The sequence below is a fragment of the Mycobacterium sp. IDUB_19 genome (genome assembly GCF_055419445.1).
In genome coordinates this window covers 71,159-92,537 of the sequence record NZ_JBVAXR010000018.1, presented here as the reverse complement: position 1 = coordinate 92,537, position 21,379 = coordinate 71,159, and the positions used below count along the sequence as shown (strand labels likewise).

The window sequence follows — 21,379 nt, the reverse complement described above, 5'->3', positions numbered from 1 at the left end:
CTTCTTCCTTCCCTGGTGCTAAGCGTCTGTTGGGCGCAGCGATGGAAACTGGGGAGGTCGCTTCTCGAGGAAGCTGGTGATCCCTTCGATGACGTCCGGCCGCGACATCGCCTCGTGCACGAGGACTTCGGAACGGTTGTTCGCGTCCACGACATCGCGGATGTCGTCGCCATAGACCTGACGCTTGATCACCGCCATCGATGCGGGCGAACAGTTGGCGGCCATGTCCTCCGCGTATTCCAGGGCACGCTTCATCAAGTCGTCGGCGGCAACGACTTCTTTGACCAGACCCAGCTCGGCGGCCTCCTCGGCGAGGAACGTGCGTGCGCTCAGCAACAGATCGAGGGCGACGCCCATGCTGGTCAGACGCGGCAGTATCCAGGAGATGCCGAATTCGGCGATCAGCCCGCGGCGCGCGAACACCGCGCCGAACTTCGCGCCCGCGGCGGCGAACCGGACATCGCACATCAGCGCCTGGGTCAGGCCGATGCCTACACACGCACCGTTGACGGCCGCGATGACGGGCTTACGCAGCGTCGTCACGAAGTGGGGCGGCCGTTCGCCGACCAAGTCGGCCAGGTTCGTCTGGCCGGCCTTCTCCATCGATTCGCCGACCTTGGCCGCCGCGCCCGGCGCGCCCAGGTAGGCACCGGCGCAGAACCCTCTGCCCCGGCCGGTCAGCACGATCACCCGGACGGCGGGATCGGATTCGGCGCGGTCGATACCGGCATAGAACGCGGCCGCAATGTCGGGGCCCCAGGCGTTGAGCCGGTCCGGACGATTGAACGTCAGGATGGCGACGCCGGTTTCCGTGGCCTCGTACAGCACCGCGTCGTCGGCATCGGAGGCACCGTCGCTGCCGGACATCTTCCGCGGCACCTCCTCACGCTTTGACTACGAGATTCACTGGGCTTTGTACCCATACTGTATACCTATCGGTACCGCATTCCACAACTGTCCCCGCGGCCTCGCTAACCCACGCCAAACAGCGAATTTCCACACGCTGAACCGCGGTCGGGGTGCCGTCAGCGGAGCTGGTGGAGAACCGCAGCCACGACGGTGCTGGGTGCCCGAAAATCTTTGGCACTGAATGCGCATCGCATTGTTTGGGATGGCGACTCGCCGGGTTACCGACACAGGTACTTGGATAATCGGCAACTGACGGGACCAGTAGTGAAGTCGACAGCAAAAGCGGTTGCGCATCGCGCCAGACAAGCGCGCTCAGCGGTGGTGAAAATCGAGGCGACGTGGGCGGGCTTTCAGTTTCTGCTCGCGTTGGGATCCATAGGCGTCCTCGTCGGCCTCGTTCTGTGGGCACGACGGCGTCGAACCCGTGACGAACCAGTGCGGGCGGATACGGCCACAGCGCCGGATGCGGACGCGCAAGCGCCCGGGCCGGTGGCCGCTACTGCGGCGAAAGCGGCCGCGAATGGGCTGGTCAACTGATGCTGTGGCGAGCGCCACTTTCCGTTCGTGTTTTCCCCATCGGCCGATCGGGAAGCGGTACTAAAGGCACCCACTAGGCAGGAGGAGGGAAACGCCAATGGTTGACATCATCAAGGGCGTCGTGGATGACGTTGTGGGCAAGGCCAAGGAAGTAGTCGGTACGGTCGCCGGTCGCAACGACTGGATCAGCGAAGGCCAGGCGCAGCAGGACAAGGCAGAGGCGCTGCGTAACGCCGCGAAGAAAGAGGTTCAAGCCGACAAGGCTCGCGCCGAAGCGAAAATTCACGAGGCACGCGAGCGCGCCGAGCAAAACTAATCGAATTGCGTAAGCAAGGCCCGGTCACTCCCTCGGTGGCCGGGCCTTTGCATACGCCTGCGGCACAGGGCTTTTGACTACGATTCGATGAGCCCGAGCCGGCGATAGGCCGTCTCGATTTGGGCCTTGGCCTCGGCCGGCAACTCCGCCTGCGGGGGCCGCGAATGCGGGTAGGCCCCTATCGGCAAGCCCAGTACCGAGGCAGCGTACTTGAACGCTCCTCCCCAGTGGGTGAAGTAATCCGATCGTCCCGGGTAGCACGTCCACCACGGTCCGAGGTCGAGATCGAATTGGTCCAGACCGGATTCACGGCCGTAATCCATTGCCTCGAGCAACTTATCGGACAACACCAGATCCCAGTACTCGGAAAACAGTCGCCGCTGCGGGGTTTCGAACAGGTAGCCCGCGGTACCCAACTGTGCCGGGCAGACGATCCCGTCGCGCAACCATCCGGCCCGGTACACCGTCTTGTCGCATTCCCACACCGCCAGGCCGGGCGCCAGTTCATGCAACATCCGGCTGCTCGCCGGCCGGAAAGCGCCCTCTTTGGTGGCGCACACCGCGGGCACCTCGTGATAAATCCGGGCACTTTCGGCCGGGGTCAACACATAGCCCGAAGATGGGGAATTGAACATGCCCAGTGCGATATCCGTGCGCGCGGCGACGTATTTGAAAAAGCGCAACACACCTTCGCCGCCGTGGGCCTCCATCATCGGTGTCTGGATGTAGGCGATATCAGCACCGGCCTGCTGGGCGTGCAGCGTCAGATCCAAACAGTCCTTCGGCGCCATGGCCGCCGTGCAGGCCTGCACCACGACGTCGGGATTGATACGGCGCGCTTCCTCGATCGCCACTTCCAGCAAGCGTTTCCGCTCATCGAGGGTCAGTGACCAGAACTCGGCAATTCCGCTGGTACACCACAACATCGGGTGTCCGAGATCACCGACGCAGTAGCGCACCAACGTCCGGTAGGCATCCCAGTCGATGTCGTCGCCGTCGGTGCCGCAGAACGGCGTGTACAGGGAGTCGCCGATACCCCGCAACGCCCCGCGCGCCCACGCGCGCGCCTCAGCAGCTGTCGCCACAGTCCACTCCTTCCGTTGGCCAAGCGATTTGAGGTCAGGTGAAGTCCGAGCCGCCGTCGACGTTGATGTTCGCGCCGGTCATGTAGGAGTTGCGCCGCGACGCGAGGAATGCGACGACGGGCCCGATCTCTTCCGGCAGGCCGGCCCGCGGCATGTGCGCCGGATGCCCAAAGTGCTTGGCAATGGCCTCCATCAGGCGATAGGGGTCGTTGCCATCGACGCCGACCGAATCGGCCCAGCCGACCAGCGACTCGGACGCAATGCTGCCCGGTGACACCACGTTGACCAGGATCTCGTCTTTGGCGAGTAACAGGGATAGGTTTTTCGAGACGCTCGTCAGCATCGATTTGGCCGCGGTGTAGGCGGGCAGCATGACACTTTGCCGCTGGGTGGAATGCGCCGATAAGTTGACGATCCGCGCCCACTGGGCCTTGCGCAGCAATGGAAGTGCCGAACGCACGCAGCGCACCATCCCCATCACTCCGTCTTCGACGGACTCACGCCACTGTTCGTCGGTCAGATCTTCGAAGCTGCCCGGCGCTCCCGGTCCGACCGTATTGATCAGCACATTGAGTTCGCCGTTCCATCGGGCGGCAATCTCGGAGAACACCTTGTCGACGGCGGCGGCATCGCCGATGTCGGCGGCGAATCCGAGGACATCCGGACTCCCGCGGTCCGTCAAATCTGCCACCGCGCTATCGAGAGAGCCGCGAGTTCGGCCAACCAGCGCCACCCGGGCGCGGTCCTCGGCGAGGCAACGGGCCGCGGCCAAACCCATGCCGCGGCTACCACCGACAACTACTGCTGTCGCATTGGCCAGCCCTAAATCCATCGCGATGCCCGCGGCTCATCCGGTGGGGCAGCCATTGGCTTACGTCCGGTCATCTTCGTCCGTCCAGCCTGATATACCAAAAACCCTACGATAGGTATTACAGTAGCAGGTGGAAAAGCGTACGAGAGCCCGGTTGACGGTCATATCCGAATGGCGACACGCCTACATATACGCAGGTGGGAGCGCATCTACCGGTAGATTTGGGTCAGCCGGTGGCGCGGTTGCAGACCGTACGCACAGGATACATTTTGATGGAGGTGCCCGTAGTGGCAAAGCAGGCAACCGCTGATAAGCGTCAACGACGCGAACGCGGGTCCATCAACCCCGATGACATCATCAGCGGCGCATTCGAACTCGCGGAGCAAGTCTCGATTGACAACCTGAGCATGCCGCTGCTCGGCAAACACCTCGGCGTCGGTGTCACCAGCATTTACTGGTATTTCCGCAAGAAGGACGATCTGCTCAACGCGATGACCGACCGCGCGTTGAGCAAGTATGTGTTCGCCACGCCTTATGTCGAAGCCAGCGATTGGCGGGAAACCCTGCGAAACCACGCGCGCTTGATGCGTAAGACGTTCATGGGCAACCCAATTCTGTGCGACCTGATTTTGATTCGCGCCGCGCTGAGTCCGAAGGCCGCACGAATGGGCGCCCTGGAGATGGAGAAGGCGATCTCCAATCTGGTCGAGGCCGGCCTCTCGCCCGAGGACGCCTTCGACACGTATTCAGCGGTTTCGGTCCACGTCCGTGGCTCGGTGGTGCTGCAGCGGCTCTACGAAAAGAACCAGTCCTCCGACATCGGTTCGCGCGCGATCGAGGATGCCGTCTCCATCGATCCTGAAAAGACTCCGCTGCTCTCCCAGGTGAGCCGGATAGGTCACCGGATCGGGGCGCCGGACGAAACCAATTTCGAGTACGGCCTCAGCTGCATCCTCGACCACGCCAGCCGGCTGATCGACGAGGGATCAAAACCCGCCAAGTCGTCATCCCGGGCACGCAAGGCCACGAAGTCCGCCAGTCCCCGCGCGCGGGCCAAGGCGACCGCGGACCAGTAGGCGCGAATCTCGTTATTACGCTTCGGGTTCCGGCACGTGGAAGTACTCGTCGCGGAGCCGGAACGCCTCTTTGGTGCCGTGCTGCGCCCGGGTCTTGACGAAATTGAACTCATCCGGCCCGAATTGCAGGTTGGTGCCATAGGCGTGAAAGAGATAGCTCGCGACCTCCTCACCGTTGTATGCCTGGCTCTGCTCGACGAGGCGGAATGCTTCCTTGGCGATGACGACACCGTCGGCGGGCATCTTCGCCGCCTTCTCGGCCCAGTACCGGGCGCGGGCGGTCACGGCGCCGGGATCGCATGTGTCGGTGAAGATTCCAAGATGTTCGAGCTCACCGGCTTCGATGACGTCGCCGGTCAGCAGCAGGCGCCGCGCCATGACCGGTCCCAGCCGATGGAAGAACATGTGCAGGCTGCCGAGCGCGGGGCCCAGGAAGCGCGTCGCCGGCATGCCGATCTTCGTGTCGCGCGCGATCACCGAGATGTCGGTCATCAGGGCCATCTCGAAGCCACCGCCCAGGGCGTAACCGGAGATCTCCCCCACCGTCACCTTCGGGAAGCCCATGAAGTTGTGGTAGAAGCTGAATGACTTGCGGTCCACCGTAAGTCGTCTGCGTTGACTGGGCCGACGCTTGCCTGCGGCATCATCGGGCGCCTTCGGCTTGTCGCCGTACCAGCCGTACGCGTTGTTCATGTCGGCCCCGGTGGAAAAGACTCCCTCGGCTCCGCGCAGCAACACCACGGTCAGATCGTCGTCGTCGGCCACCTGATCCAGGCAGCGGCCGACGGCCTCACGCATGGCCGCGTCATAGGAGTTGCGTTGCTTGGGATTGTTCAGTGTGATCGTCGCGATTCGATGGGCGGCATCGACTTCGAAAAGCACGCGATCGTCGTTCGGGGCAGTCATCTAGCGGATTCCTTTCGCCGCCTGCCGAATCTGTATCCGGTCAGCTTGTCCGGCTGCGACGCCAGGGTGTCGACCTCGCCGGTACACAGCACTTCGTCGCCGAGCAGCAGCCGCGCGGTCGACTCGATACCCCGCTCGACGTGGCGCCGGACAATGTCGAAGCGCAACTCGGTCAGCAGCGGCGTCGGCCGACGGAAGGTCACGTGCAGCGATCGCGTCTTGCCGGACAACCCCATGACGCAACTGTGATGCTGGATGACGCAGTCGAAGAAGACGGACAGAAAGCCACCGTGTACCAATCCAGGCGGCCCCTCGTAGGCCAGCGGGAAGACGACCCGACCATCGGCCGTGTCGGCGTCGAGATGATCGAAGGAGTACTCGGGGAAGGACGGGTTGTAGGCACCGATGTCGGTGGCGTGGTTGAGATAGACCCGCCGGGGATCGTTGTCGACGTCACCGATCCGGGGCGCGTTGTCCTGCGGCGCCGCGGACGCCAGCTCGCTCTCCCATTCGCCGAACTTCGCCAGCATGGCGTCAACCGTCGGGTGCGGATGTTCGAGCGACAGCAGTAGCGAGCTCAGGCGCCTCATCGCGCCGGCGGCGGCGACGGTCTGAGCCAGGGGCGCCTCGCCGAATTTCGCGTCGTCGGCGCGGACCGGTGTCCCCTTGGGCATTGGCGCCGCTCCTCCTCATCGCCGTCGCCGGCTCTGCATCGTCGCCGGCGCGAGGCATGCGACCCTCTTCCGCCGGGTTTCACCCGGTTGTTCCGTCGGCAGCGTTTCCTTGATAACTTATACAGCGTATCAATCGTATTGCCTACTGTATGGGTTCCCGTATCGCTGAGAAAGGCCGGATTCGACGGTGAGTCATGACGCCGATGCGGCCGACGCCGAGGGGTCGGTGACAGCACGCCGCGATGGCGCGATCCTGCGGCTCACACTTGATCGCCCACAGCGGCGTAATTCGTTGACCCACTTGATGATCGAGACGCTGGTCGGCGCGCTGACCGAGGCCGCCGCCGACGACTCGTTGCGCGCGATTCACCTGGACAGCGCCGGCGAGGACTTCTGCTCGGGCGCCGATTGGGTCGCCACCAACAGCGGCACCGGGCAGCGCCCGCGCACCGGTGACCTGGTACGCAGAATTCCGCACGCCGCCCACCGCCTGATCGAGCTCGTGCACACCATCCAGCTCCCGGTGGTCTGCACCGTGCGGGGTTGGGCAGTAGGGATGGGTTGCAATCTCGCCCTGGCCGCCGATTTCGCGGTGGCCGCCAGCGATGCCGTGTTCTGGGAGCCGTTCATCGAACGTGGATTCAGCCCGGATTCGGGCGCCACCTGGCTGCTCCCCCGACTGGTCGGGGTGGCGAGAGCCAGGCGCATGCTGTTGCTCAGCGAGAAGGTCAGCGGGGCGGACGCGGCCGACTGGGGCCTGATTCACCAAGCCACCGGCCCGGCCGAACTCGACAACGCCGTCGAGCAGCTGCTGGCGCGACTGGGCGGCGGACCGACGGTCGCGATCGGGCTGGCCAAGCAGGCCCTGAGCTACGGCCAGCACGCTTCGCTGAGCCAGTCCATGACACAGGAACTGTTCAACCTGGAACTGTCCTGTCGGACAACCGATTTCAAAGAAGGCCTGGAAGCCTTCCGGCAACGACGTGCGCCGAAGTTCGATGGACGCTGACCAGATGGGCTTTCGGTCGCACCGGGCGCTAGACGAAGGGAACACGGATGCCTGCTGACTCGTTCGACACCATCAACTATGAGGTCGACGGGCACACGGCCACCATCACGCTGAACCGGCCCGATGCCCTCAACGCGCTGAGCCCGCACATGATCACCGAGCTCCGAGCCGCCTACGACGAGGCCGAAAACGACGACAACGTCTGGCTGAGCATCGTCACCGGCACCGGCCGCGCGTTCTGCACCGGCGCCGATGTCAAAGAGATTCCCGAAGACGGCAAGGTGATCTACGAGCGGCCGTACCTGTCGACCTACGACCAGTGGGAGGCGCCGCAGGAGGGCACCCCGCCGTTTCGCACCATGGCCAAGCCGGTGCTGACCGCGGTGAACGGAATCTGCTGTGGCGCCGGCATGGATTGGGTCACGACGACCGACATTGTCATCGCTTCCGATCAGGCGACCTTTTTCGATCCGCACGTCAGCATCGGGCTGGTGGCCGGACGCGAGCTGGTGCGGATATCCAGGGTGTTGCCCCGCTCGATCGCCCTGCGGATGGCGTTGATGGGCAAGCACGAGCGGATGAGTGCACAGCGCGCCTACGAACTCGGGTTGATCAGCGAGGTCGTCGAACACGACCGCCTGCTGGACCGGGCCCGTGAGATCGCCGACATCGTCAACTCGAATGCGCCACTGGCGGTTCGGGGAACCCGGCAGGCCATTCTCAAAGGCCTGAATGTCCCGCTGCACGAGGCCGAGATAATGGCCGAGACCTTCCGCGAGCGGGTGCTGCGCACCGAGGACGCTGCCGAAGGCCCCAAAGCCTTTGTGGAAAAGCGCAAACCAAATTGGCAGTGCCGTTGAGTACCCCGCGTTTCGAAACCATTCTCCTCGACGTCGACGCAGCCGATCACGTCGCCACCATCACGCTGAATCGTCCTGATCAGCTGAACGCGTTCAACCGCACGATGTGTGAGGAGATCGCCGAAGCCTGGCGCACCGTCAAACTCGACGAGTCGGTGCATGCGGTGGTGCTGCGGGCAGCCGGCAACCGGGCCTTCAGCGCCGGGCTGGACATCAAGACGCCATACGGGCAACCCGAAAACGTGTGGAATCACGAGGATCCCGGCGAGCTGCTCAGCCCCAAGTGGCAGAAGATGTGGAAGCCGGTGGTGTGTGCCGTTCAGGGCATGTGTACAGCGGGCGCGTTCTACTTCCTCAATGAGTCCGATGTGGTCATCTGCGCAGAAGACGCAACATTTTTCGATTCACACGTCTCGGCCGGACTGGTCTGCGCCCTGGAGCCGATCGGGCTGATGCGCCGCATCGGCCTGGGCGAAACGCTGCGCATCGCACTGATGGGCAACGACGAACGGGTCAGCGCCGGCACCGCGTTGCGGATCGGATTGGTATCCGAGGTGGTCGCAACGGATCAGCTGTTCAGGCGCGCACACGAGATCGCCGCGGCGATTGCGGCCAAGCCGCCGTCGGCGACTCAGGGCACCGTCAAAGCGATCTGGGAGTCGCTGGACAAGCCCTACCGCGCCGCCTTGGAGCAGGGCCTGATCTACACACGGCTGGGCAACCCGCTGGGCACCGCCGAACTGGCGGCGCAGCAGGACGCCGACGGCAAGGATGCCAGGAGCGAACCAAAGATCCGCTGATGGCCGATCATCCACTGAGTCAACGCATCGCCGACGTACTGGATCTGCAGCCCGGCGCACCGGCGATCGAGTACGACGGTCGATGGCTGTCCTGGGCGCAGATCGCCGCGGCGGCAACGCAGATGGCGTCATTGACCGCCGAACACGCCGACGACCCGCAGATCGGAATGCTGCTGCGCAACCGGCCGGGGCAAGTGGCGGCGTTTCTCGGTGTGCTGCTGGCCGGCGGGACGGTGGTCACCATCAACCCTTCGCGCGGCGACGAACGTACCCGAGCCGATATCGCCGCACTGCAACTACCGCTGGTAGTCGGCGAACCCGACGACCTGGCCACGCTGGTCGCCCCCGGTACACCGACCCTGGCGATTGCGGGCCGGCTGGACGAGCCCGGCGAGTCGGAGCGGCGCGACTACCGGCCCATTGCCGCCCCCGAAGTCGCCGTGCGAATGCTGACCAGCGGAACGACCGGTCCACCCAAGCGAATTGACCTCAGCTACGACATGCTGGCACGCAGCGTGATGGGCCGACATCCAGAACACGCACCGGCTCCTCAAGAGCTGCGACGCGGTGTCGCGATCATGAATTCTCCGCTGGTTCACATCGGCGGCGTCTTCCGGGTGCTGCAGTGTGTCGCCGAGGCGAGATCTTTTGTGCTGCTGGAACGCTTCGAGCTCAAACCGTGGGCTCAGGCGGTGCGCACGCACCGGCCCCGCGCGGTATCACTGGTGCCGGCCGCATTGCGGACGGTGTTGCACTCCGACCTGTCGCGTGCCGATCTGGACGGCATCCGCGCCGTCACCTGTGGCACGGCCCCGCTGTCGGCAGACGATGCCGATGCCTTCACCGAGAAATTCGGCATACCGGTTTTAACCTCCTATGCTGCAACTGAATTTGGTGGCGGGGTGGCCGGTTGGACCCTGGCCGACTACGAGAGCTACTGGACCGCCAAACGCGGCAGCGTCGGACGGGCCAACCCGGGCGCGCAGTTGCGGGTGGTCGACGACGCCGGCACGCAGCTCGAAGCGGACCAGGTTGGGCTGCTCGAGGTCAAGCCGGGGCAGCTGGGGCGCTCGGCGCAGTGGATGCGGACCACCGATTTGGCACGCATCGACGCGGATGGTTTTCTCTGGATCGTCGGGCGGGCCGATCAGGCGATCATCCGCGGCGGGTTCAAAGTGATGCCCGACGACGTCCGTGTCGCGCTGGAGGGCCACCCCGCAGTGGCGGGCGCGGCTGTGATCGGGCGAGCCGACGCGCGACTCGGCGAGACACCGGTCGCGGTCGTAGAGTTGCGCGAGTCCGCTGGCACCGATACCGACACGTTGGTGCAGTACCTGCGAACGCGGTTGGCCCGCTACGAGATTCCCACCGAGATCGCGATCGTCGACACGATCCCGCGCACCCCGTCGGGTAAAGCCGACCTGAGCGAGATCCGGCGCATTTTCGAAGAGTCCGCGGCGCAGCGCGACCATGCCCGGTGAATCCACCGTCGCCGAGCTGCTGCGACTTCAAGCCCGCACGCATGCGAACAAACCTCTGCTCGTCTGCGATGCCGAGCGCATCAGCTACGCAGAAGCCGACTTCCGGTCAGCAGAGCTCGCACGCGGCCTGATCGCCCTCGGCGCCGGCAAGGGCACCCATGTCGGTCTGCTCTACCCCAACGGCGCCGAGTTCGTCATCGCAATGCTGGCGGCCGCGCGCATCGGCGCCGTGCTGATCCCGTTCTCCACCTTCGTCACCGCCCGTGAGATGCATGAGCAGCTGGTCGACAGCGATGTCGAAATCCTGCTGACCGCAGCGTCTTTTCGCACTCACGACTACGTGCAGCGACTGGCCGAGATCCTTTCGAACGCCGATCTCGGTTCCCGGTTGCTTTGCGCCGCAGCACCGCAACTGCGCCATGTTGCGGTCACCCACGAGACGGTGTACCAACGAGCCGGCACCGTCGACCCCGTGCTTTTGGCAGCGATGGAAGATGACGTCTACGGCTGCGATCCGCTGGCGATCATCTACACGTCGGGATCCACCAGCACTCCCAAAGGAGTCGTGCACACACATGCCGCGCTACTCGGACATCAACAGAACCTCAACCAGATCCGCGGTTTGACCAGGGCGGACAAGCTGTTCTGCAATTCGCCGTTCTTCTGGATCGGCGGATTCGCGTTCGGCCTGCTCGCCACCTTGGTGGCCGGGTCGACGTTGGTGTGCTCCAACGCCACCTCGGATACTGACGGAGCCGGGGCGACACTCGACCTGCTGGAAGCCGAAAAGCCAACCATGACAAACGGGTTCGCCGCCGGGATCGCTCACCTGGCCGACCACCCGAGCTACGCTGAGCGTGATCTGTCGTCGATGCGTCGCGGCAACCTCTACCCGATCATGGCCCCCGACACCAGGCCGGCCGACCCGGAACTGCGGCACAACATGCTCGGTATGACCGAGGCCGGCAGCGTCGTGCTGATCGGCGACGACGAATCCGACCAACCCGAAGCACGGCGGGGATCGTTCGGCAAGCCCGCACCCGGATTCCAGACGATGCTCATCAACCCCGACACCAAGGAAAACGTTGCCGTCGGCGAGGTCGGCGAACTGTGCATCCGCGGGCCTTATCTGATGCAGGGCTATTACAAACGCGGCCGCGAAGAGTGCTTCGATGCCGACGGCTGGTTCCACAGTGGTGATTTGGTGCGCACCGATGCCGACGGATTCGTCTACTTCGTCGGACGGCTGGGCGCGATGATCAAAACGGCCGGCGCCAACGTCTCGGCCGCCGAAGTGGAGAAGGCCATCACCAAGGTCACCGGCGGAGCGCCGGCTTACGTGATCGGCATTCCCGACACCAGGCGGGGGCAACTCGTCGCCGCGGTCGTTGTCCGGCCGGACGGCGCTGCGGCGTTCGATGACGCCGCATTGAGCGAACGACTCAAAGCCGAACTGTCCGCATACAAAATCCCCAAGCGGTTCATCTCCCTGCCCCGCGCCGACGTACCGCTGTTGTCCAGCGGCAAGGTCGACACGCGGCAACTGCGGAAGCTCTTCGATGCCTGACCCGGGCGCGCACACCATCGACGAGCTGGTGCGGTTTCGCGCCGACCGCGACGGGGATACGCCGATGGTGATCGATCCCACGTCCCGGGTCAACTACCGCGAACTCGACTCGACCACAAGCGATTTGGCTGCGGCATTTATCGAGGCCGGCGTGGGGAAGGGCACCCGGGTGGGGCTGATCATGCCCAACAGCACCCGCTGGGTACAGGTCGCCGTCGCAATGACCCGGATCGGCGCCGTGCTGGTACCGCTGAGCACCCTGCTGCAACCCCGCGAGCTCGTCGCACAGCTGCGAGTGGCGGCCGTGCAGTTCCTGGTGAGCGTCGAGGAATTCCGCGGCCATCGCTACCTCGATGACCTGAGGGCGGTGCCGCAATCCGAACTTCCTGCCCTGCGCCGGGTTTGGTCGATGGGGCAGCTGGACAACGCCACGGCGAGTGATGAGGCCCGGCAGATCATCGACGCCATGGCCGCAACGGTCACCGCCGCCGACCCGCTGGTCATCATGTTCACCTCCGGCAGCAGCGGAACACCCAAGGGAGTCGTGCACTCCCATGGCAACGCATTAGGCGCCGTGCGGTCGGGGCTTGGGGCCCGTTGCATCACCTCCGAAACCCGGCTGTACCTACCGATGCCGTTCTTCTGGGTAGGCGGTTTCGGCAGCGGGATACTGTCCGCCCTGCTGGCGGGTGCCACCCTGGTGACCGAAGAGATCCCCCGCCCGGTTACTACTCTGCGACTGCTGGAGCGTGAACGGGTCACCCTGTTTCGCGGCTGGCCCGATCAGGCCGAGACCCTGGCGCGGCATGCGAGCTCCGTCGGCGCCGATCTGTCCGCCCTGCGACCGGGCAGCCTGGAAGCCCTGCTGCCGCCCCCGCAACGGGCTGCACCCGGGGCGCGGGCCACGCTGTTCGGCATGACCGAGGCATTCGGGCCGTACTGCGGCTATCCCGCCGACACGGACATGCCCGCGACGGCATGGGGCAGCTGCGGAAAGCCGTTTGGCGGCATGGAAGTCCGCATCGTCGACACCGACAGCGGTGAGCCGGTCGCGGCGGGAACCGCCGGCATGATTCAGATCCGCGGACCCCACACCTTGCGCGGCATTTGCGGTCGCAGCCGCGAAGAGCTGTTCACCGTCGACGGCTTCTATCCGACCGGCGACCTCGGCCATCTCGACGAAGACGGATTCCTGTTCTACCACGGGCGATCCGACGACATGTTCAAAGTCAGCGGTGCGACGGTCTACCCCAGCGAGGTCGAGCGCGCGCTACGCACGATCGACCGTATCGACAACGCGTTCGTGACGAATGTGCCCGGCGCCGCGGGTGAACGGGTGGGCGCAGCGGTGGTATGCGGCGACGGTGCGCTGACGGCCCAGCAGTTGGGCGGCATGGCGCGGACTGTGCTGAGCGCCTTCAAGGTTCCGACGGTGTGGCTGCTGCTGGACTCCGACGACGGCGTCCCGCGCGGCGGCACCGGCAAGGTCGACGTCCATCGTCTGCGCGAGATGTTGATCGAAGCGAACCAGCCTTAGGGGCACCGACAGCCGCGCCGAACGTGCCGTGAGGGCGAAAAAATCAGGGATATCTCGCCCTCAGAGCAGGTTCGGCGCAAAGCAAAGCAAGGCCGACAAACTCAAGGAATCCCTAGGGGACCCGCGTCCAGGGTTGACAGTTCTGCGACTCGAAGGCCTTGACCGACGTGTTGATGTTCGCGAACATCGGACCGACCGAGATGTTCGTCTGGAGTACATGCTCCTTGTTCGCATCGGGCGTGCTGTAGGTAAACCACGCGCACATCGAATCCTGGGTCGGCACATTGTTGATCCAGACCCCAAAGGTCGACGCCGAACCGGCCGTTCGGTACAGGCCCGGTGCAATGTCCGGTCCGACGACAAAGACACCATTACCGGGGATCGGGTCGAGGAGGTCGGCACTCGCGGGTGACGCAAACGCGATCGCTGTCACGGTCGCAACGATTACCGCTGCGGGACGTAGTCGGCGCATGTTCTTCTCCAAACTGTCGCCACCCCAATGCAGCGTATGCCCAGCCACGCCCCAGCAACAACAGAAATCTTGGCGACGACCCCTCAGCCGGATGTGCCGCTGCGACCTTGCTGAGCCGGCGGGCCGCCTTCGTCTGCCACCACACCACGCGCGACGAGATGATCAATCAGCGGAACCGCCCCGGCGGCAAGATGTTCCGACATCGCCGCGCGGGCAAGCTTGTCGTCGTGTATTTCGAGCGCGGTCAAGATCTCCCGATGGTCCTTTATCGACTGGCTCGGCCAGCCCTCGATCGTGGGAAACACCGACTCGGGAGCGTAACGGGTGATCTGCAACATCAGCTGAGCGAGTTTCGGGGAGTCCGCGGCGACATTGATGGCCCGGTGAAACTCGTGGTTCAGCCGGACCGTCCGCTCGTGGTCATCACCGGCATAGGCCTGCTCCAGCTGGGCCTGCAGCTCCTTGAGCTCATGCAGCTGATCGTGGGTGATGTTGACTGCGGCCCGCGCGGCGAGCTCCCCGCCGACATGCGCCTGCACGTTCGCGACGTCGGTGACGTCTCGCCCGGTGACCGGCAACACCACGAAGCCGCGCCGGGGCTGCTGGGCGATCAGCCCTTCCGCGCGCAGCGCGAACAGCGCCTCACGGACCGGTGTGACGCTGATCCCCAACTCCGCGGCCAGTTGGTCCAGACGCACGTAAGACCCCGCGGCATAGGCACCATCGAATATCCGCCCACGGATGATCCGCGCGACGTCCTCGGAAAGTTGAGGCCGCGCAGCGAAATCCGGAACGCTCATCTGCTTACACCTGATACTCGGCGAGCAGTCGCTTGCTGATGATGTTCTTCTGGATTTCGCTGGTTCCCTCACCGATCAGCAGGAACGGCGCGTCGCGCATCAGCCGCTCGATCTCATATTCCTTGGAATAGCCGTACCCGCCGTGGATCCGGAAGCTCTGCTGGGTGACCTCGGTGCAGTACTCGCTGCACAGGTATTTGGCCATGCCGGCGGCGACGTCGTTGCGTTCCCCCGAATCCTTCAGGCGCGCCGCGTTGACCATCATCAGGTGTGCCGCTTCGACTTTGGTCGCCATCTCGGCCAGCTGGAACGCGATGGCCTGGTGCTCGGCGATCGGCTTGCCGAACGTCTCGCGTTGCTGCGCGTAACGCACCGCGAGCTCGAAGGCACGAAGCCCGACACCACACGCGCGCGCCGACACGTTGACCCGGCCAACCTCGATGCCGTCCATCATCTGGAAGAAGCCCTGCCCGGTGGCGCCGCCGAGAACATCGTCGGCGCTGGCCCGATAGCCGTCGAAGATGAGCTCGGTGGTTTCGATGCCCTTGTAACCCAGCTTGTCGATCTTGCCCGGAATTCGCAGGCCCGGAACGACTTCGCCGAAACCGACCGGCTTCTCGACCAGGAACGCGGTCAGGTTGCGGTGCGGTTTGTCCGAGCCTTCGTCCGTGCGCACCAGTACCGCCACCAGCGTGGAGGTGGCGCCGTTGGTCAGCCACATCTTCTGACCGTCGATGGTGTAGTTGCCGTCGGAATCGCGCCGGGCCCGAGTGCGGATCGCGGCCACATCAGAACCCAACTCGGGCTCCGACATCGAAAAGGCGCCGCGGGTCTCGCCGGCTGCCATCCGGGGCAGGAAGCGCTGCTTCTGCTCGTCGGTGCCGTGCTGGCGCAGCATGTACGCCACGATGAAGTGGGTATTGAGCACGCCGGACACGCTCATCCAGCCCCGCGCCAGCTCCTCGACACACAGCGCGTAGGTCAGCAACGACTCCCCCAGTCCGCCGTACTCCTGCGGAATCATCAGCCCGAACAGGCCCATCTCCCGCATTTGATCGACGATCTGCTGCGGGTAGGTGTCGCCACGTTCGAGTTCCGCCGCGTGCGGAATGACTTCCTTTTCGACGAATTGCCGCACCGTGGCGATGATCTCGGTCTGGAATTCGGTCAGCCCGAGGGTTTGGGCGAGCTTGGTCATGTGCTGTGTTTCCCTTCCAGCTGCTCAGCAGGCGATGGTTTTGGCGTTGGTGAGGCGCTCGATGTCGGCGGTGGTCAAGCCCAGGCTCCCCTGCAGGACATCGGCGGTGTCCTGTCCCAACGCGGGCGCGGGCGCGCTGGCCGGATGAGCGCCGTCGAACACGGCCGGCAGGCCGGGGGCTAGATACTCGCCGAGACCCGGCTGCTGCAGTCGTGAAAACAATGGATTGGCAGTCACTTTCGGTCCTGCTGCGACCTCGGCGAAGGTGCGATAGCGCTCGAACAGCACCGTGGTTTCTGACAACGCGGCGGTGATTTCGTCGGCCGTGTGATCGCCGAACCAGGTGGCGAACAAGCCGGACAACACGTCACGGTATCGGTAGCGGTCACCTTCGGAACCGAAATCCACGCCCAACGCGTCGGCGAGCGCCGACACTGCGGCGTCGGTGCCGGTCACCTCGAGCAGGTCACGAAAGTGCCGACCGGTCAACGTGACAAGCATGAACCGGGCTCCGTCACGACTAACGAAGTCCTGCCCGTACTGGCCGTAGATGGCATTGCCCAGCCGCTCGCGTTGCGTCCCGTTGACTTGCGGTTCGGTCAGCAAGCCGAGATTCGCGGCGGTGGCCAGGGCGACGTCCTCCAACGCCAGGCTGATCCGCGCCCCCACCCCGGACTGCTCCCGACGACGGACAGCGGTAACGACCGACAGCGCGGCGTACAGCCCGCAGCACACGTCCCAGGCCGGCAACACGTGATTGATCGGACCGGCCTGTTCGGCCGGGCCCGTGACGAGCGGATACCCGATACCCGCGTTGACCGTGTAATCCACCCCGGTGGACCCGTCGCCGCGTCCGAGCAACTGAACGTGGATGACGTCGGATCGCTTGGCCGCCAGCACATCATGGTTCAGCCAGGACAGCCCGGCGGCGTTGGTCACGACGATCCCGTCGCCGTCGTTGATCAGCCGCTGGACCAGCTCTTGACCTTCCGGAGAACGCAGATCGATGGTGGCCGAACGCTTTCCCTTGTTCAGACCGGTCCAATAGATCGAGGTGCCGTCTGCCGACAGCGGCCAGCGTTGGACGTCAGAGGCGCCACCGATCGGGTCGACGCGGATCACCTCTGCGCCAAGCTGGCTCAGCGTCATACCGCACAGGGGCGCGGCGACGAAACTCGACACCTCGACCACGGTGAGGCCGGTCAGCGGCAACACGGGGGTGCTCATGTCTAGGTGACCCGTTCGAAAATCGCGGCCAGTCCTTGGCCGCCGCCGATGCACATGGTCTCCAACCCGTAGCGCGCCTGGCGACGGTTGAGCTCACGCGCCAGGGTGGCGAGCATTCGCCCGCCGGTCGCACCCACCGGATGGCCCAGCGAGATTCCCGACCCGTGCACGTTGGTTCGGTCGAAATCGGCGGCACCGAAATTCCATTCGCGTGTCACCGCAAGCGCTTGGGCGGCAAAGGCTTCGTTGAGTTCGATCAGGTCGATGTCGGACAGCTGCAAGTCGGCTTTGGCCAGCGCGGCTGCCGTGGCGGGCACCGGACCGATACCCATGATGTTGGGCGCCACCCCCGCCAGTCCCCACGAGACCATGCGAACCAGTGGCGTCAGGCCGTATTCGGCCGCCTTCTCGGGCGTGGTCACCAGACACATGGAGGCGGCGTCATTCTGTCCGCTGGCGTTGCCGGCCGTAACCGTGGCCTCCGGATCATCTTTCAGTAGAACCGGTTTGAGCTTGCCCAGCGACTCGACCGTCGTGTCGGCGCGCGGATGCTCGTCGGTGTCGATGAGTTCCTCGTCCTGTCGGTTCCGGATGATCACTGGAATTATTTCCGAGGCCAGCATGCCGTCCTTCTGCGCGGCAATTGCACGCTGATGCGACCGCACGGCGAGCTCGTCCTGCTCCTGTCGCGAAATGCCGTACTGGCGGCGCAAGTTCTCGGCGGTCTCGAGCATGCCGCCCGGGACCGGGTAGCCGCGGCCGCCGGCAGTGGTGCGTCCCCGGGCCAGCCCGTCGTGCACCTGTACACCGTTGCGGGCGCCTCCCCAGCGCATGTCGGTGGAGTAGAAGGCGACGTTGCTCATGCTTTCGCAACCACCGGCCACGACGAGGTCATTGTCGCCGGCGCCCACTTGCAGACACGCCTGAATGACTGCCTGCAGGCCCGACCCGCAGCGTCGGTCGACTTGCATGCCGGGAACCGTCACCGGCAAGCCGGCGTCCAACGCCACCACGCGTCCGATCGCCGGCGCGTCGCTGTTGGGATAGCAGTGGCCGAGAATCACGTCTTGCACGGTGTCGGGCGCCAGCCCGGTTCGCTCGAGTAACCCTTTCAGCGCGGTGACACCAAGGTCGACGGCGCTGAGCGACTTGAACATTCCGCCGTAGCGACCGATCGGCGTCCGGACGGGTTCACAGATCACGGCTTCCCGCATTGCGTCACCCATCTCAGAGATGCCGGCCGCCGGTGATTTCCATGACGGTGCCGGTCATGTACGACGACAGGTCGGAAGCCAGGAACAGCGCCACGCTGGCGACCTCGCTGGGCTCGCCGGCCCGGCCCATCGGCACCTCGGCGACCTTTGAGTCCCAAATGCGTTGCGGCATAGCCTCAGTCATGGCAGATCGGATCAATCCGGGAGCGATCGCGTTCACCCGGACACCCAGGTAGGCCAACTCTTTGGCAGCCGCCTTGGTCATGCCGACGATGCCGGCCTTGGCCGCCGAGTAGTTGGTCTGCCCGACCATGCCGACCTTCCCCGACACCGAGGACATGTTGATGATCGCGCCCCGCTTGTTTTCCCGCATGATTGCTGCGGCCAGCCGGATGCCGTTCCAGGTTCCTTTCAGATGTATGGCGATGACCTGGTCGAACTGCTCCTCGGTCATTTTGCGCATCGTCGCGTCACGGGTAATCCCGGCGTTGTTGACCATGATGTCCAGGCCGCCGAAACGCTCGACCGCGGTCTGGATCAGGGTTTCGACGTCGGACGACTGCGTGACATCGCACCGCACCGCAACGGCGACGTCGTCACCGCCCAGCTGCTTGGCCACGACTTGGGTTTCCTCGAGATTGACGTCACCGAGTACGACTCGCGCCCCTTCGGCGACAAAGCGCTCCGCAATGGCCAGACCCAGTCCCTGCGCTCCACCTGTGATTACTGCGGTCTGACCTGCCAACAACGACACCTGGATCACACATCCTTCACTGTTTTCGCTACCACCGGGCACCCGCCAAGCAAATATCATATTTGATATAGGATCCTGCTCTGGACCGGGGTGCCCCGGATCCGGAGAGGAGTGTGGAGCCGATGGCCACCACCGAATTCGCGCAAGTCTCGGACGACGATTTCCGCGAGATCCTTGCTCAAACAAGGCAATTCGTCCGAACCGCCGTCGTCCCCCGCGAGCAGGAGATCCTCGACGAGGACCGCGTCCCCGACGACCTGCGTGACGAAGCCAAAAAGATGGGACTGTTCGGCTACGCGATTCCCCAGGAGTGGGGCGGCCTTGGGCTCGACCTCATGCAAGACGTCGAGCTGGCGATGGAGTTGGGCTACACGTCCCTGGCACTGCGTTCGATGTTCGGCACCAACAACGGCATCGCGGGACAGGTTCTGGTCGGGTTCGGCACCGACGAACAGAAATCCCGCTGGCTGGAGTCGATCGCGTCCGGCGACGTCGTCGCCTCGTTCGCACTGACCGAACCCGGCGCCGGATCCAACCCCGCCGGTTTGCGGACCAAAGCCGGTCGAGTCAATGACGATTGGGTGATCTCCGGCCAGAAACGCTTCATCACCAACGCACCCGTCGCCGACCTGTTTGTGGTATTCGCGCGCACCCGGCCCGCTGACGACCAGGGCCCGGGGATCGCGGTGTTCCTGGTTCCGGCAGACACCGCCGGCGTCGAGGTCGGCGCCAAGGACGCCAAGATGGGCCAGGAAGGCGCATGGACGGCCGATGTCAGCTTCACCGACGTCCGCGTGGGATCCGATGCGCTCGTCGGAGGCAGCGAAGACGTCGGCTACCGGGCCGCGATGACGTCGCTGGCGCGCGGGCGCGTCCACATCGCCGCGCTGGCGGTGGGCATAGCGGCACGCGCGCTTGACGAATCGGTCGGGTACGCCGCCACCGCGACCCAGGGCGGTGCGGCGATCGGAAGCTTCCAGTTGGTGCAGGCGATGCTCGCCGACCAGCAGACCGGCGTGATGGCCGGACGTGCGCTGGTGCGCGATGCCGCGCGGCTGTGGGTCTCAAACGAGGATCGCAGGATTGCGCCGTCGGCCGCGAAGGTCTTCTGCACCGAAATGGCCGGCACCGTCGCGGATCTCGCGGTCCAGATTCACGGCGGCAGCGGTTACATGCGTGGCGTTGCCGTCGAACGCATCTACCGGGACGTGCGCCTGCTGCGGTTATACGAGGGGACCAGCGAAATCCAGCGCCTGATCATCGGTTCGAACCTGGTCAAGGCAGCACAACGAGGTACCACAAAGAAGGAGCGCTAATGCCAGGCAAGCTCGAGGGGAGAGTGGCTTTCATCACCGGAGCGGCCCGCGGCCAGGGCCGCGCGCACGCCGTCCGAATGGCTCAGGAGGGCGCCGACATCATCGCCGTCGATATCGCCGGCAAGCTGCCGTCCTGCGTTCCCTACGACCCGGCGACGGAGGAGGATCTCGCCGAAACCGTTCGCCTGGTTGAGGAAAGAAATCGCCGCATCGTCGCCTCAGTTGTCGACACCCGCGACCTGGAAGCGCTGCGCAAGGCCGTCGACGACGGAGTCGCCGCACTGGGACGCCTCGACATCATCGTGGCCAACGCCGGCATCGCGGCCCCCCAGCCCTGGAACGAGATCACGGCCGAGAACTTCGGCGACGTGCTGGACATCAATGTGACGGGCACCTGGAACACCGTGATGGCCGGCGCGGACAAGATCATCGAAGGCGGTCGCGGCGGCTCGATCATTCTGATCAGCTCGGCGGCCGGGGTAAAACAGCAGCCGTTCATGGTGCACTACACCGCCAGCAAGCATGCCGTCACCGGGCTGGCGCGGGCCTTCGCGGCCGAATTGGGCAAGCACTCGATCCGGGTCAACAGCGTCCACCCCGGTCCGGTGAACACGCAGATGGGATCCGGCGACATGGTCGAGGCGGTGGCCAGAGCCATGGAAACCAACCCCCAGCTGTCGCACGTCCTCACGCCGTTTCTGCCCGACTGGGTTGCCGAGCCGGAAGAGATCGCCGACGCCGTGTGCTGGCTGGCCAGCGACGAGTCGCGAAAGGTCACCGCGGCCCAGATCCGGGTCGACCAGGGTTCCTCCCAATACTGACGCGGGGCG

General features: G+C 64.9%; 21 protein-coding genes. 10 read left to right on the top strand and 11 right to left on the bottom strand.

The features are described 5' to 3' along the window. Positions 1-18: 18 nt before the first annotated feature. Positions 19-867 carry an enoyl-CoA hydratase gene (locus ACZY0B_RS16125; RefSeq protein ID WP_463765133.1) on the bottom strand — a complete coding sequence of 283 codons (849 nt, stop codon included), beginning with the start codon at positions 865-867 and terminating at the stop codon, positions 19-21. Between the two features lie 676 nt (positions 868-1,543). On the opposite strand from ACZY0B_RS16125, the gene mbp1 reads away from it, so the two are divergent. Next, positions 1,544-1,762: a microaggregate-binding protein 1 gene (gene mbp1, locus ACZY0B_RS16120; RefSeq protein ID WP_463765132.1), complete on the top strand. Its 219-nt coding sequence runs from the start codon at positions 1,544-1,546 to the stop codon at positions 1,760-1,762. A gap of 77 nt (positions 1,763-1,839) precedes the next feature. On the opposite strand, the gene ACZY0B_RS16115 is transcribed toward mbp1, so the two are convergent. Next, positions 1,840-2,847 carry a dihydrodipicolinate synthase family protein gene (locus ACZY0B_RS16115; protein ID WP_463765131.1) on the bottom strand — a complete coding sequence of 336 codons (1,008 nt, stop codon included), beginning with the start codon at positions 2,845-2,847 and terminating at the stop codon, positions 1,840-1,842. Positions 2,848-2,881: 34 nt separating this feature from the next. Continuing rightward, positions 2,882-3,679 (bottom strand): SDR family NAD(P)-dependent oxidoreductase, encoded by a 798-nt coding sequence (locus ACZY0B_RS16110; RefSeq protein ID WP_463765130.1) that lies wholly within the window; start codon positions 3,677-3,679, stop codon positions 2,882-2,884. 251 nt (positions 3,680-3,930) lie between these two features. Between ACZY0B_RS16110 and ACZY0B_RS16105 the strand changes: the two genes are divergently transcribed. Beyond that, the gene (locus ACZY0B_RS16105; RefSeq protein WP_463765129.1) at positions 3,931-4,734 is read left to right on the top strand and encodes a TetR/AcrR family transcriptional regulator; all 804 of its coding nucleotides are present in this window, start codon (positions 3,931-3,933) and stop codon (positions 4,732-4,734) included. A 15-nt stretch (positions 4,735-4,749) separates the two neighbouring features. On the opposite strand, the gene ACZY0B_RS16100 is transcribed toward ACZY0B_RS16105, so the two are convergent. Both ACZY0B_RS16100 and ACZY0B_RS16095 read right to left on the bottom strand, forming a co-directional pair. Continuing rightward, the gene (locus ACZY0B_RS16100) at positions 4,750-5,640 is read right to left on the bottom strand and encodes an enoyl-CoA hydratase/isomerase family protein (RefSeq protein ID WP_463765128.1); all 891 of its coding nucleotides are present in this window, start codon (positions 5,638-5,640) and stop codon (positions 4,750-4,752) included. After that, entirely contained in the window at positions 5,637-6,314 is a 678-nt protein-coding gene (locus ACZY0B_RS16095) for a hotdog family protein (RefSeq protein WP_463765127.1), read from the bottom strand. Before ACZY0B_RS16095 ends, ACZY0B_RS16100 begins: the two co-directional genes overlap by 4 nt. A gap of 187 nt (positions 6,315-6,501) precedes the next feature. On the opposite strand from ACZY0B_RS16095, the gene ACZY0B_RS16090 reads away from it, so the two are divergent. From ACZY0B_RS16090 to ACZY0B_RS16065, 6 genes are read left to right on the top strand one after another with little or no spacing between them, the layout of a single operon-like run. Continuing rightward, positions 6,502-7,323: an enoyl-CoA hydratase/isomerase family protein gene (locus ACZY0B_RS16090; protein WP_463765126.1), complete on the top strand. Its 822-nt coding sequence runs from the start codon at positions 6,502-6,504 to the stop codon at positions 7,321-7,323. Between the two features lie 47 nt (positions 7,324-7,370). Further along, positions 7,371-8,183, top strand: coding sequence for an enoyl-CoA hydratase/isomerase family protein (locus tag ACZY0B_RS16085; protein ID WP_463765125.1), 813 nt, complete (start codon positions 7,371-7,373; stop codon positions 8,181-8,183). Next, on the top strand, positions 8,174-8,983 hold the full coding sequence (locus ACZY0B_RS16080; RefSeq protein WP_463765124.1) for an enoyl-CoA hydratase/isomerase family protein: 810 nt from the start codon (positions 8,174-8,176) through the stop codon (positions 8,981-8,983). The genes ACZY0B_RS16085 and ACZY0B_RS16080 overlap by 10 nt, the downstream gene beginning before the upstream one ends. Then, positions 8,983-10,464, top strand: coding sequence for a class I adenylate-forming enzyme family protein (locus tag ACZY0B_RS16075; RefSeq protein ID WP_463765123.1), 1,482 nt, complete (start codon positions 8,983-8,985; stop codon positions 10,462-10,464). Before ACZY0B_RS16080 ends, ACZY0B_RS16075 begins: the two co-directional genes overlap by 1 nt. Then, on the top strand, positions 10,454-12,031 hold the full coding sequence (locus ACZY0B_RS16070; RefSeq protein ID WP_463765122.1) for a class I adenylate-forming enzyme family protein: 1,578 nt from the start codon (positions 10,454-10,456) through the stop codon (positions 12,029-12,031). The genes ACZY0B_RS16075 and ACZY0B_RS16070 overlap by 11 nt, the downstream gene beginning before the upstream one ends. Next, on the top strand, positions 12,024-13,568 hold the full coding sequence (locus tag ACZY0B_RS16065) for a class I adenylate-forming enzyme family protein (RefSeq protein ID WP_463765121.1): 1,545 nt from the start codon (positions 12,024-12,026) through the stop codon (positions 13,566-13,568). Before ACZY0B_RS16070 ends, ACZY0B_RS16065 begins: the two co-directional genes overlap by 8 nt. 112 nt (positions 13,569-13,680) lie before the next feature. Here ACZY0B_RS16065 and ACZY0B_RS16060 read toward each other — a convergent pair whose 3' ends face one another. From ACZY0B_RS16060 to fabG, 6 genes are all read right to left on the bottom strand, one after another. After that, positions 13,681-14,040: a hypothetical protein gene (locus ACZY0B_RS16060; protein ID WP_463765120.1), complete on the bottom strand. Its 360-nt coding sequence runs from the start codon at positions 14,038-14,040 to the stop codon at positions 13,681-13,683. Positions 14,041-14,123: 83 nt separating this feature from the next. Then, positions 14,124-14,840, bottom strand: a complete 717-nt coding sequence (locus ACZY0B_RS16055; protein ID WP_463765119.1) for a GntR family transcriptional regulator — start codon at positions 14,838-14,840, stop codon at positions 14,124-14,126. Between the two features lie 4 nt (positions 14,841-14,844). Continuing rightward, on the bottom strand, positions 14,845-16,038 hold the full coding sequence (locus ACZY0B_RS16050) for an acyl-CoA dehydrogenase family protein (protein WP_463765118.1): 1,194 nt from the start codon (positions 16,036-16,038) through the stop codon (positions 14,845-14,847). A 24-nt stretch (positions 16,039-16,062) separates the two neighbouring features. Further along, positions 16,063-17,265 (bottom strand): CoA transferase, encoded by a 1,203-nt coding sequence (locus ACZY0B_RS16045; RefSeq protein ID WP_463765117.1) that lies wholly within the window; start codon positions 17,263-17,265, stop codon positions 16,063-16,065. Positions 17,266-17,267: 2 nt separating this feature from the next. Then, positions 17,268-18,491 (bottom strand): acetyl-CoA C-acetyltransferase, encoded by a 1,224-nt coding sequence (locus ACZY0B_RS16040; RefSeq protein WP_463765116.1) that lies wholly within the window; start codon positions 18,489-18,491, stop codon positions 17,268-17,270. Position 18,492: 1 nt separating this feature from the next. Next, positions 18,493-19,242, bottom strand: coding sequence for a 3-oxoacyl-ACP reductase FabG (fabG, locus tag ACZY0B_RS16035; RefSeq protein WP_463765115.1), 750 nt, complete (start codon positions 19,240-19,242; stop codon positions 18,493-18,495). A 113-nt stretch (positions 19,243-19,355) separates the two neighbouring features. Between fabG and ACZY0B_RS16030 the strand changes: the two genes are divergently transcribed. Both ACZY0B_RS16030 and ACZY0B_RS16025 read left to right on the top strand, forming a co-directional pair. Continuing rightward, a complete protein-coding gene (locus ACZY0B_RS16030; protein WP_463765114.1) occupies positions 19,356-20,549 on the top strand; it encodes an acyl-CoA dehydrogenase family protein in 1,194 nt (397 codons plus the stop codon). Next, the gene (locus ACZY0B_RS16025; RefSeq protein WP_463765113.1) at positions 20,549-21,370 is read left to right on the top strand and encodes a mycofactocin-coupled SDR family oxidoreductase; all 822 of its coding nucleotides are present in this window, start codon (positions 20,549-20,551) and stop codon (positions 21,368-21,370) included. The genes ACZY0B_RS16030 and ACZY0B_RS16025 overlap by 1 nt, the downstream gene beginning before the upstream one ends. Positions 21,371-21,379: the final 9 nt, after the last annotated feature.

What these genes read in the sequence shown, in the direction of transcription:
- ACZY0B_RS16125 (WP_463765133.1), bottom strand. Translation starts at nt 867, where the DNA reads ATGTCCGGCAGCGACGGTGCCTCCGATGCCGACGACGCGGTGCTGTAC.
- mbp1 (WP_463765132.1), top strand. Translation starts at nt 1,544, where the DNA reads ATGGTTGACATCATCAAGGGCGTCGTGGATGACGTTGTGGGCAAGGCC.
- ACZY0B_RS16110 (WP_463765130.1), bottom strand. Translation starts at nt 3,679, where the DNA reads ATGGATTTAGGGCTGGCCAATGCGACAGCAGTAGTTGTCGGTGGTAGC.
- ACZY0B_RS16105 (WP_463765129.1), top strand. Translation starts at nt 3,931, where the DNA reads ATGGAGGTGCCCGTAGTGGCAAAGCAGGCAACCGCTGATAAGCGTCAA.
- ACZY0B_RS16100 (WP_463765128.1), bottom strand. Translation starts at nt 5,640, where the DNA reads ATGACTGCCCCGAACGACGATCGCGTGCTTTTCGAAGTCGATGCCGCC.
- ACZY0B_RS16095 (WP_463765127.1), bottom strand. Translation starts at nt 6,314, where the DNA reads ATGCCCAAGGGGACACCGGTCCGCGCCGACGACGCGAAATTCGGCGAG.
- ACZY0B_RS16085 (WP_463765125.1), top strand. Translation starts at nt 7,371, where the DNA reads ATGCCTGCTGACTCGTTCGACACCATCAACTATGAGGTCGACGGGCAC.
- ACZY0B_RS16075 (WP_463765123.1), top strand. Translation starts at nt 8,983, where the DNA reads ATGGCCGATCATCCACTGAGTCAACGCATCGCCGACGTACTGGATCTG.
- ACZY0B_RS16070 (WP_463765122.1), top strand. Translation starts at nt 10,454, where the DNA reads ATGCCCGGTGAATCCACCGTCGCCGAGCTGCTGCGACTTCAAGCCCGC.
- ACZY0B_RS16065 (WP_463765121.1), top strand. Translation starts at nt 12,024, where the DNA reads ATGCCTGACCCGGGCGCGCACACCATCGACGAGCTGGTGCGGTTTCGC.
- ACZY0B_RS16060 (WP_463765120.1), bottom strand. Translation starts at nt 14,040, where the DNA reads ATGCGCCGACTACGTCCCGCAGCGGTAATCGTTGCGACCGTGACAGCG.
- ACZY0B_RS16055 (WP_463765119.1), bottom strand. Translation starts at nt 14,840, where the DNA reads ATGAGCGTTCCGGATTTCGCTGCGCGGCCTCAACTTTCCGAGGACGTC.
- ACZY0B_RS16050 (WP_463765118.1), bottom strand. Translation starts at nt 16,038, where the DNA reads ATGACCAAGCTCGCCCAAACCCTCGGGCTGACCGAATTCCAGACCGAG.
- ACZY0B_RS16045 (WP_463765117.1), bottom strand. Translation starts at nt 17,265, where the DNA reads ATGAGCACCCCCGTGTTGCCGCTGACCGGCCTCACCGTGGTCGAGGTG.
- ACZY0B_RS16040 (WP_463765116.1), bottom strand. Translation starts at nt 18,491, where the DNA reads ATGGGTGACGCAATGCGGGAAGCCGTGATCTGTGAACCCGTCCGGACG.
- ACZY0B_RS16030 (WP_463765114.1), top strand. Translation starts at nt 19,356, where the DNA reads ATGGCCACCACCGAATTCGCGCAAGTCTCGGACGACGATTTCCGCGAG.
- ACZY0B_RS16025 (WP_463765113.1), top strand. Translation starts at nt 20,549, where the DNA reads ATGCCAGGCAAGCTCGAGGGGAGAGTGGCTTTCATCACCGGAGCGGCC.